Origin of the sequence: Agarivorans sp. Z349TD_8 (assembly GCF_050870825.2) — a bacterium.
GTDB lineage: Bacteria > Pseudomonadota > Gammaproteobacteria > Enterobacterales > Celerinatantimonadaceae > Agarivorans.
The window spans coordinates 2,807,395-2,819,803 of record NZ_CP194037.2 but is presented as its reverse complement, the minus strand read 5'-3'; the positions used below and the strand labels follow the sequence as shown (position 1 = coordinate 2,819,803).

Below are 12,409 nucleotides of genomic sequence, written 5' to 3'. Positions count from 1 at the left end.
TACCCGTCAGCATGTTGATTGAATCCCAGTTACCAATAAGCCAGCTTTGTTACCTTGAGCAAACCGCAGATAGCCCATTTTGCTTGGTGATGCTTCATGGCTGGATGGACAATGCCGCCAGTTTTATTCCTCTGCTCCAGTCGCTCCCTGATTATCATTGTATTGCTCTTGATTTCCCCGGCCATGGTCACTCACCACATCGCCAAGGTCACTATCATTTTGTTGACTATGTGGATGATCTATTTAGCGCTTTAAGCGAATTGAATTTAAACAAGCCTATCATCTTGGTGGGCCATTCTTTAGGTGCTTTGGTGGCGAGTACTTATGCTGCCGCTTTTGGGGAAGGTTTACTGGCACTGATTGCGATAGACGGCTTGGGGCCTTTGAGTTTGCCGATCTCAAATACGACGACTCATCTGACTGACGCTATTCGTGAACGCCATCGACCGATGTCGGTCAGGGGGTTTACTGACTTAAATCAGGCGATTAGATTGCGGTCAAGAAGCAATGGTTTGAGTCAGGAAAATAGTCGGCTGTTAGTTACCCGAGCCACCAAGCAGAGCCAGGGTTTATGGTATTGGCGACATGATCCCAAGCTGAAATTGAGCTCTCCCCTGCGCTTTAGTGAGTCGCAAGCAAAACAAATTTGTCAGTCAATTCAACGACCCTGTTTGTTGATTGCGGCACAAGAACATCCTTTGCTGAGCGCCGAATTTATCCGTCAGCGACAAACTTGGTTTAGCCAATTATCTATAGTTGAATTGGTCGGCGGCCATCATTTACATATGCAAAACTCTGCGGCTTGCGCAGCATTGATGAACAACTATATTCAAACGATTGTTTGAACTGCTTCACTGTTTTCGATCTAAATTTATCTCCATATTGTTAAAATATTGTTATTCCAAGGTTGCCGTGAAACAATCGTTTGAAATTTGGCGCGTCGACTCTAATCGGCTCGTTGAGTCAGTGCATTATTAAATTCACAATAAGCCAAATTGGCAAATTATAATTAATGGAATATAAATGTTTAGGAGAGCTGCGTGGATAAGGTTTGGTTAAATCGATACCCCAAGGATGTGCCTGCAGAAATAGACTCTTCGCGTTATCAAACGCTGCTCGATGCATTTGAAGAGGGGGTCACTAAGCATGCCGATAGAGTTGCGTTTATTAATATGGGGCAGGTGCTTACCTATCGCAAGCTAGAGCAGCAATCTCGTGCTTTCGCCGCCTATTTGCAACATGAGTTACAACTTAAACAGGGTGATCGGGTGGCCCTGATGATGCCGAATTTGTTGCAGTATCCCATTTGTTTATTCGGAGCGTTACGTGCTGGTTTGGTGGTGGTGAATGTCAACCCCCTGTATACGCCGCGTGAGCTGAAACATCAGCTCAATGATAGTGGTGCAAAAGCGATTGTGATTGTGTCTAATTTTGCCCACATCCTCGAAGAAATTGTCGATGAAACTGGCGTTGAACACGTTATTCTGAGTCGTTTAGGTGACCAGCTTTCGGCAACGAAACGAACGTTAGTTAATTTTGTGATTAAGTACGTTAAAAAAATGGTACCCAAGTATCATTTGCCGCATGCGCAATCTTTGCGTTATGTATTAGCGAAAGGTGAGCATCTGCAGTATGTTCGACCGGAGCTTTCTACTGATGATTTAGCCTTCTTGCAATATACAGGGGGGACCACAGGAGTCGCCAAAGGGGCAATGCTTTCGCATCGTAATATGGTCTCAAACTTGCTGCAGGCTTTGGCTATTGTTGGTCCGTGTTTGCGAGAAGGGAAGGAAGTGGTGGTAACCGCTTTGCCGCTATACCATATCTTTGCGTTAACCGCTAACTGTATGGTTTTTTTCGCGCTGGGCTGTCAAAACCTATTGATTACTAATCCACGAGATATCCCTACCTTTGTGAAGGAACTGACAAAAGTACCGTTCACCGCAATTACAGGAGTGAATACTTTATTCAATGCTTTATTGAATGATCCCAACTTTGCTCAGTTGGATTTTTCTCGGCTCAGATTATCTTTAGGTGGTGGGATGTCGGTACAGCGTGCAGTGGCTGAACGTTGGCAAAATGTCACAGGTTCTCGTCTTATTGAAGGTTATGGATTAACAGAGTGTGCGCCGTTGGTGACGGTTTGTCCTTACGATTTAGAGGCCTATAACGGCAGTATTGGTTTACCTGCGCCATCTACCGATATTAAGTTGGTGAATGATGCGGGAGAAGAAGTTGCCGAAGGAGAGTCTGGGGAGATTTTAGTGAAAGGCCCGCAGGTAATGGGAGGCTATTGGCAGCGCCCAGAAGCGACCGCAGAGGCCATGCCCGGAGGCTGGTTTGCCACCGGCGATATTGCGACCATCGATCACCAGGGTTTTTTACATATTGTGGATCGGAAAAAAGATATGATTCTAGTTTCAGGATTTAATGTTTTCCCGAACGAAATTGAAGCAGTGATTGCTGGCAATCAGAAAGTTCTCGAAGTGGCTGCGGTGGGCGTACCAAACGAGGTGTGTGGCGAAGTCGTGAAGGTTTTCATTGTTAAAAAAGATGACTCACTAACCGAAAAACAAGTGTTGTCTCATTGTCGAGAGTTGTTAACGGGCTACAAAGTTCCTAAGTTAATTGAGTTTCGTGATGAATTACCGAAAACAAATGTCGGTAAGATCTTACGTCGAGCCTTGCGTGCCGAGGCATAAACCGTAAAATGAAGGCTAATTAGATGTTTTCCCTTAGGACGCCGCAATTTTGGCAGACGCAAACTTTGAAATGATCGATACAGAGGCGCAACTTGCGCCTCTGTTAGCTTATTTAAATCAACAGCCCCCTCTGACACTGGCCCTCGATACTGAATTTGTTCGAACTAGGACCTATTACGCACATTTGGGTTTACTACAGATTTATGATGGTGTGACTTGTTATCTCATCGACCCGCTTAGTTTAGATATGCAGCCCTTATGGCAGGCGCTAGCCAAGCATCATTGGGTTTTGCATGCCTTTAGTGAAGATTTAGAGATCATTCAGCGGCTTAGTGGCCAGTTTGGACTGTCGGTGTTTGATACTCAGGTGGGGGCGGCGTTCCTCGGTCATGGGATCAGCTTAGGCTATCAGCGGTTTATTGATACCGAGTTAGGCATTCAATTGGATAAAGGAGAGTCGCGCACCGATTGGCTTGCGCGGCCGTTGCGAGCCTCTCAATTAGATTATGCGGCTTTAGACGTTATTTATTTATTGCCAGCGTACCTTAAGATTAAGCAACAGCTGGAACAACTGGATCGTTATGACGCGGCTTTAGAGGAAAGTGCTCGCTTAGCTGCCCAAAAACAACAAGCGAATAAATCGGAAGATGCTTATAAAGAGATCAAGAATGCTTGGAAGTTGAATCCTCAACAACTTGCAGTACTTAAAGTTTTGAGTGATTGGAGAATGAAACAAGCGATGAGTCGCGATTTAGCCATTAATAACGTGGTGCATGGCGATAATTTATGGGCTTTAGCCCGTTATCAGCCAAGCAATATGGAACAATTACAACAACTTAATTTACCTGCACAAGAGTTGCGGATCCATGGACATCGTTTATTGAAGTTAGTGCATCAAGCAAAGCAGCTTACGGCCAGTGATTATCCTCAAGCGATCAAGCGTATTGTTGACTATCCAGATTACAAGCAAAAGATCCAAGCACTGAAATTGGTTGTGACCAAAGTGGCAGAGGAGTCAGGTTTGCCTGAGGATGTATTGTCCAGCAAAAAAGTATTAAATCAGTATCTAGCTTGGTTATGGAAGATGCAACCGTCAGCAACAAAGTTACCTTTGTTGCTGACGGGATGGCGCCAACCGCTATTTGCTAGTCACGTTGCTCAGGAAGCGTGATGTTAAGCTCTAATACGCTGATGTCATCGCTCTTATTATCAAGACTGACTTGGACCTGATCGGACTCGATGGCCACGTATTTTTTTATCACTTCGATGATATCTTGTTTCATCGCTGGCAAGTAATCGGGGCCACTGCGTTGGCCACGTTCATGGGCGACAATGATTTGCAGTCGTTCTTTGGCGGTTTGCGCCGTTTTAGACTGTTTTGAGGTTCGAAAGTAGTCTAAAAGAGACATTGTTATCCTCCAAATAAACGGCTAAATAAGCCTTTCTTCTGTTCTTCTAGGAAACGAAAGTCGACAGTTTCGCCAATTAGTCTGGCCACTGCATCTGAGTAGGCCAGACCTGCGTCACTTTGGGTATCAAGGATCACTGGCTCACCAGAGTTTGATGCCTTGAGAACCGCAGGCGATTCGGGTATGACTCCCAATAAGGGGATCGCCAATATGTCTTGCACATCTTCAACACTAAGCATGTCACCTCGATTCACGCGTTCTGGATGGTAGCGGGTGAGTAGCAAATGTTCTTTCACTGGCTCTTTACCTTGTTCTGCACGTTGTGATTTACTAGCAAGCATGCCAAGGATCCGATCGGAATCGCGAACCGATGAGACTTCTGGATTGGTGGTGACAATCGCTTCATCAGCAAAGTACAGAGCCATAATCGCCCCAGTTTCGATCCCTGCAGGGGAATCACAGACTATGTAATCAAAATCTTGGGTGGCTAAATCTTCTAATACCTTCTGAACGCCTTCTTTAGTGAGCGCGTCTTTATCACGAGTCTGCGATGCTGGTAAAATAAATAGATTTTCGGTGCGTTTATCTTTAATCAATGATTGACTGAGGTTCGCTTCGCCTTTGATCACGTTCACGAAGTCGTATACGACTCGTCGTTCACATCCCATAATAAGATCAAGATTACGTAAACCGATGTCGAAATCGATGATTACAGTTTTAAAACCTTTGATGGCGAGACCTGTTCCAATTGCGGCGCTGGAAGTTGTTTTCCCAACGCCACCCTTCCCGGAGGTCACGACGATAATTTTAGCCATTATCTTTCCTTTATAAATTGCTTAATTCAGCTAAGCCAAATTATTAAATACGATTTGCTGATTTTCTATTTGAATGCACTGGGGCAAGTTCGCGTGCTCTCCAATTTGTTCATGCAGCATATAAGTGCCTGCAATAGAAATTAGTTCAGCTTGTAAATTTTGACAGAATATTTTGCTATCTTTTCGACCACTGGCGCCAGCGATGGCTCTTCCACGGAGAGCGCCATAAATATGAATGTTGCCATCGGCAATTACTTCTGCGCCATTACCCACTGAGCCAATAATAACTAAATCTGTGTTTTGTGCGTAAATTTGTTGCCCTGAGCGGATTTGACCTCGGACGACTTTACAAGGGGGCGTTGGAGCTTGGGTGACGATTTCAGCAGCTGGTTCCTGCTTCGGCTCTGGTTTCGCCGCAACTTGCTGTCCACCGCTAGTCATCACAGCTAAACCTGCGGCTCGAGCTGCAATTTTTTGCTCGTTATTACTACAGCCAGTGACGCCAACTAAGACAAAATCTTGAGTTTCAACAACTTCTTTCAACTGTAAGAAGTCAAAATTTGTTTCGACTTCACTCACATTGACAACGATAGGCGCACAATTAAAAAACTGAGGGGCCTGTGCGACCTTCTCCATCAGCTTATTATTTAACGACTCTAAATCATTTTTTCCGAGGTAAACAACAGAAAGGGTGAAGTTTGTCCCTTTAAATTCTATTTCCTGTCCGGACATGAACAGCAGATTCCTTTTTACATTTGTATTGTAGCGATGACGCCACACTAAATATTCTGATATAGTCAGGGTTTTAGCATAACCCGATCAACCCCTAGGATACTAACATTTTCATGTTCTGTGCAGTCTATAAAAGTCTCAAAAAACAGCAAACTTATCTTTATATTGAGAAGAAGGACGATTTTTCTAAAGTTCCCGATTCATTGATGGCTTTAATGGGGGCTAAAGAGTTAGTCATGTTGGTTCCCAAACGACCCACTAAGGACTTTTCCTGCGTGAGTATTGAGTCGCTAGAGCTGGCTTTTAAAGAACCGGGTTACTATTTACAACTTCCCCCGCCTCCTGAGAATTATCTTAAGCAGCACTTAGCTGCACAAGCCAAGGCCAAGTTATCCAAGAAGGAAAGTGAGTGAAAAAATTTTTAGCAAGTTTGTTATTCTCCGTGGCCTTTTCTGCTCAGGCTGACCCTGGCTTCGACGCTTATGTTGAACAATTGAAAATAGATGCGGCTGAAAGGGGGATCTCTCAAGCAACCATTGAGGCGGCGTTTGATGGCGTTAAGTTTTACCCGCGTGCAGTGAAGGCCGATAAGCAACAACCCGAGTTTAAGTTAACCTTAGACACTTATTTGCCTAGAGCAATACCGAGTTGGAAGGTACAACAAGCGAGAGCCCTCTACAAAAAGCATTACCCTTTGCTCAATCAGTTGGAAAAAAAGTATGCGGTTCAGCCGCGCTTTATAGTGGCTTTGTGGGGGGTAGAGTCTAATTTTGGTAAGTTTACTGGTAACTATAATGTGGTTTCGGCTTTAGCCACTATGTCCTATGAAGGTCGCCGTGAAGCTTTCTTTAAAAAAGAATTGATGCATGCTTTGGACATTTTGCAGCAAGGGCACATCAGCGCTGCGAAGATGAAAGGTTCTTGGGCAGGAGCAATGGGCCAGGTGCAATTTATGCCGAGTTCATTTGTACACTATGCGCAAGACTTCGATGGCGATGGTCATAAGGATATTTGGAATAATACTGCCGATGCCTTAGCTTCCGCAGCAAATTATTTAGCTCAAAGTGGTTGGCATCATGATTTAACTTGGGGACGTCAGGTACAGTTACCGAAAGGCTTTGATTCTAAATATAGTGGCCTCGCGACCAAAAAGAGTTTGAGTGAATGGCAGGCTTTAGGGGTACGCCGTTATGATGGCGCCGATCTACCGATACGAGACATCCAAGCGTCAATTGTTCAGCCAGATGATGCCCACGGCCGAGCTTATTTGGCTTACGCTAATTATGAAGTACTGATGAAGTGGAATCGCTCACACTATTTCGTGGCGGCTGTCGGTACTTTAGCCGATCGTATTTCTTATCCTCCGGTGTTTTAATATGTATCAACATATAGATGAACAAGGACGAGTTTTGCCCCTGGCGGCGAATAAAGCCGTTTGTGTCGGGCAAAACTACTTGGCTCACATGCGAGAAATGGGTGGCCAGCCGGTGAAACAAGCGCTGTTTTTTATTAAGCCAAATAGTGCCTTTGTCAACTTAACCGAGCACTTAGTCATTGCTGGCCTAAGTGGTGCTGTGCACTATGAGCTAGAGCTGGCATTGTTAATTAGTAAACCATTAAAGAATGCTAAACCAGAGCAGCTTGATGCCGCGGTTTGGGGTTATGCTGCAGCGTTAGATCTAACCTTGCGTGACCAGCAGGCCGAGTTGAAAAAGCAAGGGCATCCGTGGGAGCGGGCAAAAGCGTTTGATGGCAGTTGTGTACTTAGCTACTTTAAGCCAATAAATGGTTTAAATGAGTTAGCAGACGTGGCTTTGAGCTTTGAGCAGAATGGTCAGGTTAAGCAGCAAGGTTCAACCGGACAAATGATCCGTGACATGTCTAGTTTACTTTGCGAAGCCTCTAGTTGTTTTACCTTACAACCAGGTGACGTTTTGTTAACCGGCACGCCTGCTGGTGTTGGGCCATTAAATCAGGCTGATAATTTAGTGATAAAGGTGGCGGGAATTTCTGCCACAACAGAGGTTGTTTTAAGTGAGTGATGTTCGGTTTTGGGAAACAAAAACGTTGGCGCAGATGTCTGCCCAAGAGTGGGAGTCTTTGTGTGATGGCTGTGGTAAATGTTGTTTATCTAAATTAATTGATGAAGACACCGATGAGTTATATTTTACTAATATTGCTTGTGTCTTATTAAATAGTAAAAGTTGCCAATGTAGCGATTATCAGCATCGTTTTGCCAAGGTTCCTGATTGTGTGAAAATCACTCTCGATGATATCGAGGTGTTTCACTGGTTGCCCCCTAGCTGCGCTTACAAACGTTTGATCGAAGGTAAGAGTTTGCCTGCTTGGCATCCTCTTCTTCATGCAGGTAAGCATTCTGAAATGCATAAACGCAGTGCTTCGGTACGTGGCAAGGTGGTATGTGAGACCCAATTAAACGGCCCTTCACAAAACTATATTGTTCGTTGGCCAATTGACGAATGTGAATAATGATTGGTTTTTATTGTGAAAAAAGCCGATTGCTTAAGTTATCGGCTTTTTTGAATTGAACTAATAGTGACATCGTTTGGAGCCCGTCTATGCGGGTTTAGTTGGTTTTCTGATGGTTATTTTTTCCGCCATTGTAGGACAAAAAACACAATACCCAAGGCGAGGAAACCAGCAAAGATAGCAATTAGCCACTGGGGCATCGACCAGCCTAAAAACATCCAAGCGATCTCATCACAGTATCCGGTTGGATTAAACATCCAAGGGAACCACTGATCTAATTTAAACCAATCAGGGAAATTGGCAAAAAAGTCACAGGTGGCAAATGGACTCGGATTCATTTGGTAATCAGTGTGAGTGAGTGCCAATTGTAAGCCCCAAGCGGCACTGGCGATCCAAAGTGCAAATCCGGTCAAGCGGAACAATAAATAATTGGGAGCGATACAGGTAAATAAGCCTGCTAGAGTTAAACCAAGCATTGCTACTCGCTCATAAACACACATTACGCAGGGATCTAACTTCATAACGTGTTGAAAATAGAGGGCGCAAAACTCTAGTGATAAGCCGCCAATAAAAAGCAATAACCAAGGCCCGCGTTGATAGGGCATTTGGTTTAGAAAGCTGAACATAAACAATTAGCTCCAGTTACAAAAAGGCGACGCAAGCATCGCCGTTTTTCAGTTTAATGTCCAGTAGTAACAGCCGATACCGCGCTTGCAACATGATGGCTAATCCAGCCTAGTTCATAGAAATATTGAGTCATGGGAACAAGTGCAAACTCAACCGATAACAAACCGATGCCAGCTAAAACAATCGTGTAGGGCAGGGCCATCCATACCATACGCCCATAAGACAAACGCAGTAAAGGCGCTAACGACGAGGTGAGTAAGAATAAAAAGGCAGCCTGACCGTTCGGGGTCGCAACAGAAGGGAGATTGGTGCCGGTATTAATGGCGACCGCTAACATATCAAATTGGTCGCGAGTTATTTCACCCGCTAGCCAAGCAGATTTTACTTCGTTGATATAAACGGTGCCTACAAATACGTTGTCACTGACCATCGACAACAAGCCATTTGCAATGTAGAACGCAACCAGTTGTCCCTCATTCTCAATGGAAAGCACCCAATGAATGATGGGTTTAAATAGATCTAAGTCGATGATGACAGCAACAATCGAAAAGAATACCGCGAGTAATGCAGTAAAGGGGAGGGCTTCTTCAAAGGCCTTACCCAATTGATGTTCTTCAATGATACCGCTGAATGCAGTGGCGAGAATAATTACTGACAAACCGATTAAACCAACGGCGGCCAAATGTAGCGCTAAACCAAGGATTAACCATACCGCAATCACAGCTTGAATGATTAATTTAGCTCGATCACGGTTATTGCGTCGCTCGTCTTCATATTGATCATAGTCTTCAAGGATGTGTCGTACGTTGTCTGGCAAAGTATGGCCGTAACCAAATTTGTGGGTTTTTTCTAATAAAAAGCAGGTTAGTAAGCCAAAGGCCAATACAGGCATCGAAACCGGGGCCATACGTAAGAAAAACTCGAGGAATTGCCAGCTGGATTGATCGGCAATAATCAAGTTTTGTGGTTCACCAACCATGGTGCATACGCCACCAAGAGCGGTCCCAACACCAGCATGCATCATTAAGCTACGTAAGAATGCGCGAAACCCTTCTAAGTCATCACCACTTAGATCATCGCTGGTGTGGTCGTGATTTTGGTTAAAATCTTTTCCAGAGGCAACTTTGTGATAAATGCTGTAAAAGCCAATCGCTACGCTAATTACTACGGCTATCACCGTGAGCGCATCTAAAAAGGCGGAAAGAAACGCACCTGCAATACAGAAGGCTAAAGACAAAATGGCTTTATCTTTAATCTTTATGAGTAGCTTGGTAAACACGAATAGCAATAATTGCTTCATGAAGAAAATGCCTGCGACCATAAATATAAGTAGCAGAACCACTTCAAAATTCCCCACTAGCTCATGCTTCACTGTTTCTGCTGAAGTCATTCCAATGGCAACCGCTTCGATTGCGAGTAAACCACCCGGTTGCAGTGGGTAGCATTTTAAGGCCATGGCTAAGGTGAAAATGAATTCTGTGACTAACAGCCAACCAGCGATAAAGGGATTTATATAGAAGACGATGGGATTGATAATAAGAAATAAAACGATGGCTTTTTTATACCATATAGGAGCATTACCAAGAAAGTTCTTAGCAAATGCTTCTGAAAGACTAATGTTCATCCTGAATTCTCTTTGTTGATCAAACGGCAGGTGGGATTCTAGTGAAGAAACCCGTAGGGATTGTATGTGAATTACTCAATTTTTGGTAGGCATTAGTCAACTAAACCTTGAATTTATTGAATAATTTAGTAATAAAATAGCTTGACTCTAGGCAAAGAGGTTGGAGCTCAAACCACTTGCTTTTGCTTTGGTTAATGGTTTGTTATTATCAGCATAATAAAATGAAAATAGACTGAGTAATTGATGGTAATTAAAGCAAAAAGTCCAGCGGGATTCGCTGAACAATATATTATTGAATCTATCTGGAATAACCGTTTTGCGCCCGGCACAATCTTGCCTGCTGAAAGAGAATTATCGGAGCTAATTGGCGTTACCCGTACCACCTTGCGGGAAGTATTACAACGTTTGGCCCGAGATGGTTGGTTAACGATTCAGCATGGTAAACCAACTAAGGTTAATAATTTTTGGGAGACAGCCGGATTAAGTATACTCGAAACATTAGCGCGTTTAGATCATGAAGGGGTTCCTGAGCTCTTTGAACAACTGTTGTCCGCTCGAACCAATATTAGCGTTATTTTTATCCGCGGTGCGCTGAAGAATAATCCTCAAAAAAGTAAACAGTTGATCGAGCAGTACCAGACTTTAGCCCAAAGCGGCGAAGCTTATGCTGAATTTGATTATCAAGTGTTACATGGTTTGGCCTTTGCTTCCGGAAATCCTCTGTATGCGCTGATCCTTAACGGTTTTAGAGGGATGTATCAGAGTGTTGGAAAATACTACTTTGATGATCCAGAATCACGAGTTTTAGTGGACACATTTTATCAAGACTTAATTGGCTTGGCTGAATCAGGGGAGCATGATAAGGCCTTGCAGGTAGTTCGTAATTACGGGCTTGCGAGTAGCGAAGTTTGGAAACGGCTACGTGATGGTATGCCGAGCAATATCATGGAAGTTGATTAGCGTTAGTATGCTTGGGATAAAATTAGGCTCCGCAATGCGGTCGGAGCCTAGCTTCTTAAGCTATTTTTCTTTCTAAATAGTCGATAATGTCATTCGATTCATATAGCCATTTAACTTGTTCTCCTTGTGCAATGCGTAAACAAGGCACTTTTCTTGAGCCACCTTGGCTGACCAGCTCTTCCAAGTATTCAGGTTGTGCTTTAATGTCTCGTAAATCGATATAAATACCATTTCGTTTCATGGCTCTTCTCACTTTGACACAAAAAGGGCAAGCCGGCAGTTGATATAGCTGTAAACCCTTTAGTTTTTGGTCGATAAGGGCCTGCGTTGCAGCATCGCGTTCTACCGATTTTGGTGAAAAAATCGCATTTAATAACAAGATCACCCGCCCTAATAGCCAACGAATCGCTTTCATTTAATTACTCTCTATAACAATTTGCGGCAGAGTGTAACATAAAATGGATTGGCTTGAATGCTTGCTACTGATAGAAAATGGTGAGTAATCCCAAACTCAAAAATAGTAGCGAAGTGAGGCGGTGAATTAGTTTCAATGGTAATTTTTCTACACCAAGCTTACCGATTAATACCACCGGAATATTGGCAATGCACATACCAATAGTGGTCCCTAGGATCACTAAGCTTAATGAATCGTATTTGGCGGCCAAAATCACGGTCGCTACTTGAGTCTTATCACCAATTTCTGCGATGAAAAATAACACGAGTGAGGCGAGGAAAGGGCCATACTTGAGCAAAACACTCTCTTGATCTTCGATTTTGTCAGGGATCAGCACCCATAAAGCCATCGCAATAAATGATAGCCCGACAAGCCAGCGTAACACTTCAGGCTGTAACCATTGTTGGAGGGCTGAGCCCAACCAAGCTGCGAGCGCATGATTAAACACCGTTGCAATGATAATTCCGGCGATAATCGGCAAAGGTTTACGAAATTTGCAGGCTAACAGTAGGGCTAAAAGTTGGGTTTTATCACCAATTTCAGCGATTGCGACCGCGGTGATGGAGGTGAACAGGGCTTCCATTTAATTCTCGTTA

Annotated in this window: 15 protein-coding genes; 8 read left to right on the top strand and 7 right to left on the bottom strand. The window is 43.8% G+C overall.

Translation table 11 applies throughout. The annotated features are described in order from the left end of the window. Positions 1 to 11: 11 nt before the first annotated feature. The 3 genes from ACRRS1_RS12695 to rnd all read left to right on the top strand — a co-directional run bounded on the left by ACRRS1_RS12695 (position 12) and on the right by rnd (position 3,873). Positions 12 to 845: an alpha/beta fold hydrolase gene (locus ACRRS1_RS12695; RefSeq protein ID WP_432452806.1), complete on the top strand. Its 834-nt coding sequence runs from the start codon at positions 12 to 14 to the stop codon at positions 843 to 845. A 195-nt stretch (positions 846 to 1,040) separates the two neighbouring features. Further along, positions 1,041 to 2,702, top strand: a complete 1,662-nt coding sequence (gene fadD, locus ACRRS1_RS12690) for a long-chain-fatty-acid--CoA ligase FadD (protein ID WP_432467683.1) — start codon at positions 1,041 to 1,043, stop codon at positions 2,700 to 2,702. A gap of 49 nt (positions 2,703 to 2,751) precedes the next feature. Beyond that, positions 2,752 to 3,873, top strand: coding sequence for a ribonuclease D (gene rnd / locus ACRRS1_RS12685; RefSeq protein WP_432467684.1), 1,122 nt, complete (start codon positions 2,752 to 2,754; stop codon positions 3,871 to 3,873). Here the strand turns inward: rnd and minE are convergent. Genes minE through minC form a run of 3 tightly spaced genes read right to left on the bottom strand, consistent with a single transcriptional unit; the run spans position 3,848 to position 5,658 of the window. Then, a complete protein-coding gene (gene minE / locus ACRRS1_RS12680) occupies positions 3,848 to 4,111 on the bottom strand; it encodes a cell division topological specificity factor MinE (protein WP_432452809.1) in 264 nt (87 codons plus the stop codon). The genes rnd and minE overlap by 26 nt on opposite strands. A 2-nt stretch (positions 4,112 to 4,113) precedes the next feature. After that, complete coding sequence (gene minD, locus ACRRS1_RS12675) at positions 4,114 to 4,926, bottom strand: septum site-determining protein MinD (RefSeq protein ID WP_432452810.1); 813 nt, start codon at positions 4,924 to 4,926, stop codon at positions 4,114 to 4,116. A gap of 30 nt (positions 4,927 to 4,956) precedes the next feature. Then, positions 4,957 to 5,658 carry a septum site-determining protein MinC gene (gene minC / locus ACRRS1_RS12670; RefSeq protein ID WP_432452812.1) on the bottom strand — a complete coding sequence of 234 codons (702 nt, stop codon included), beginning with the start codon at positions 5,656 to 5,658 and terminating at the stop codon, positions 4,957 to 4,959. A gap of 113 nt (positions 5,659 to 5,771) precedes the next feature. Between minC and ACRRS1_RS12665 the strand changes: the two genes are divergently transcribed. From ACRRS1_RS12665 to ACRRS1_RS12650, 4 genes are read left to right on the top strand one after another with little or no spacing between them, the layout of a single operon-like run. Continuing rightward, positions 5,772 to 6,071 carry a YcgL domain-containing protein gene (locus ACRRS1_RS12665; RefSeq protein ID WP_432452814.1) on the top strand — a complete coding sequence of 100 codons (300 nt, stop codon included), beginning with the start codon at positions 5,772 to 5,774 and terminating at the stop codon, positions 6,069 to 6,071. Continuing rightward, complete coding sequence (locus ACRRS1_RS12660; RefSeq protein ID WP_432467685.1) at positions 6,068 to 7,033, top strand: lytic murein transglycosylase; 966 nt, start codon at positions 6,068 to 6,070, stop codon at positions 7,031 to 7,033. The genes ACRRS1_RS12665 and ACRRS1_RS12660 overlap by 4 nt, the downstream gene beginning before the upstream one ends. Before the next feature lies 1 nt (position 7,034). Continuing rightward, positions 7,035 to 7,700, top strand: coding sequence for a fumarylacetoacetate hydrolase family protein (locus tag ACRRS1_RS12655; RefSeq protein ID WP_432452816.1), 666 nt, complete (start codon positions 7,035 to 7,037; stop codon positions 7,698 to 7,700). Between the two features lie 34 nt (positions 7,701 to 7,734). Next, entirely contained in the window at positions 7,735 to 8,148 is a 414-nt protein-coding gene (locus ACRRS1_RS12650) for a YcgN family cysteine cluster protein (RefSeq protein ID WP_439036015.1), read from the top strand. Positions 8,149 to 8,264: 116 nt separating this feature from the next. Here the strand turns inward: ACRRS1_RS12650 and dsbB are convergent, their stop codons facing one another. Both dsbB and nhaB read right to left on the bottom strand, forming a co-directional pair. After that, positions 8,265 to 8,774, bottom strand: coding sequence for a disulfide bond formation protein DsbB (gene dsbB, locus ACRRS1_RS12645; protein WP_432463345.1), 510 nt, complete (start codon positions 8,772 to 8,774; stop codon positions 8,265 to 8,267). Between the two features lie 53 nt (positions 8,775 to 8,827). Further along, positions 8,828 to 10,399 carry a sodium/proton antiporter NhaB gene (gene nhaB / locus ACRRS1_RS12640; protein ID WP_432452819.1) on the bottom strand — a complete coding sequence of 524 codons (1,572 nt, stop codon included), beginning with the start codon at positions 10,397 to 10,399 and terminating at the stop codon, positions 8,828 to 8,830. A gap of 243 nt (positions 10,400 to 10,642) precedes the next feature. Here nhaB and fadR point away from each other — a divergent pair, with 243 nt between their 5' ends. Further along, the gene (gene fadR / locus ACRRS1_RS12635; RefSeq protein WP_432459527.1) at positions 10,643 to 11,359 is read left to right on the top strand and encodes a fatty acid metabolism transcriptional regulator FadR; all 717 of its coding nucleotides are present in this window, start codon (positions 10,643 to 10,645) and stop codon (positions 11,357 to 11,359) included. Positions 11,360 to 11,414: 55 nt separating this feature from the next. On the opposite strand, the gene ACRRS1_RS12630 is transcribed toward fadR, so the two are convergent. Both ACRRS1_RS12630 and ACRRS1_RS12625 read right to left on the bottom strand, forming a co-directional pair. Then, entirely contained in the window at positions 11,415 to 11,774 is a 360-nt protein-coding gene (locus ACRRS1_RS12630) for a glutaredoxin family protein (RefSeq protein WP_432452822.1), read from the bottom strand. Between the two features lie 64 nt (positions 11,775 to 11,838). Next, positions 11,839 to 12,396, bottom strand: a complete 558-nt coding sequence (locus ACRRS1_RS12625; protein ID WP_432452823.1) for a TMEM165/GDT1 family protein — start codon at positions 12,394 to 12,396, stop codon at positions 11,839 to 11,841. Positions 12,397 to 12,409 lie beyond the last annotated feature (13 nt).

Bases quoted from the DNA above. Each gene is read 5' to 3' on its own strand.
- ACRRS1_RS12695 (WP_432452806.1), top strand. From the start codon at position 12: ATGTTGATTGAATCCCAGTTACCAATAAGCCAGCTTTGTTACCTTGAG.
- minE (WP_432452809.1), bottom strand. From the start codon at position 4,111: ATGTCTCTTTTAGACTACTTTCGAACCTCAAAACAGTCTAAAACGGCG.
- minD (WP_432452810.1), bottom strand. From the start codon at position 4,926: ATGGCTAAAATTATCGTCGTGACCTCCGGGAAGGGTGGCGTTGGGAAA.
- minC (WP_432452812.1), bottom strand. From the start codon at position 5,658: ATGTCCGGACAGGAAATAGAATTTAAAGGGACAAACTTCACCCTTTCT.
- ACRRS1_RS12665 (WP_432452814.1), top strand. From the start codon at position 5,772: ATGTTCTGTGCAGTCTATAAAAGTCTCAAAAAACAGCAAACTTATCTT.
- ACRRS1_RS12655 (WP_432452816.1), top strand. From the start codon at position 7,035: ATGTATCAACATATAGATGAACAAGGACGAGTTTTGCCCCTGGCGGCG.
- ACRRS1_RS12650 (WP_439036015.1), top strand. From the start codon at position 7,735: ATGTCTGCCCAAGAGTGGGAGTCTTTGTGTGATGGCTGTGGTAAATGT.
- dsbB (WP_432463345.1), bottom strand. From the start codon at position 8,774: ATGTTCAGCTTTCTAAACCAAATGCCCTATCAACGCGGGCCTTGGTTA.
- nhaB (WP_432452819.1), bottom strand. From the start codon at position 10,399: ATGAACATTAGTCTTTCAGAAGCATTTGCTAAGAACTTTCTTGGTAAT.
- fadR (WP_432459527.1), top strand. From the start codon at position 10,643: ATGGTAATTAAAGCAAAAAGTCCAGCGGGATTCGCTGAACAATATATT.
- ACRRS1_RS12630 (WP_432452822.1), bottom strand. From the start codon at position 11,774: ATGAAAGCGATTCGTTGGCTATTAGGGCGGGTGATCTTGTTATTAAAT.
- ACRRS1_RS12625 (WP_432452823.1), bottom strand. From the start codon at position 12,396: ATGGAAGCCCTGTTCACCTCCATCACCGCGGTCGCAATCGCTGAAATT.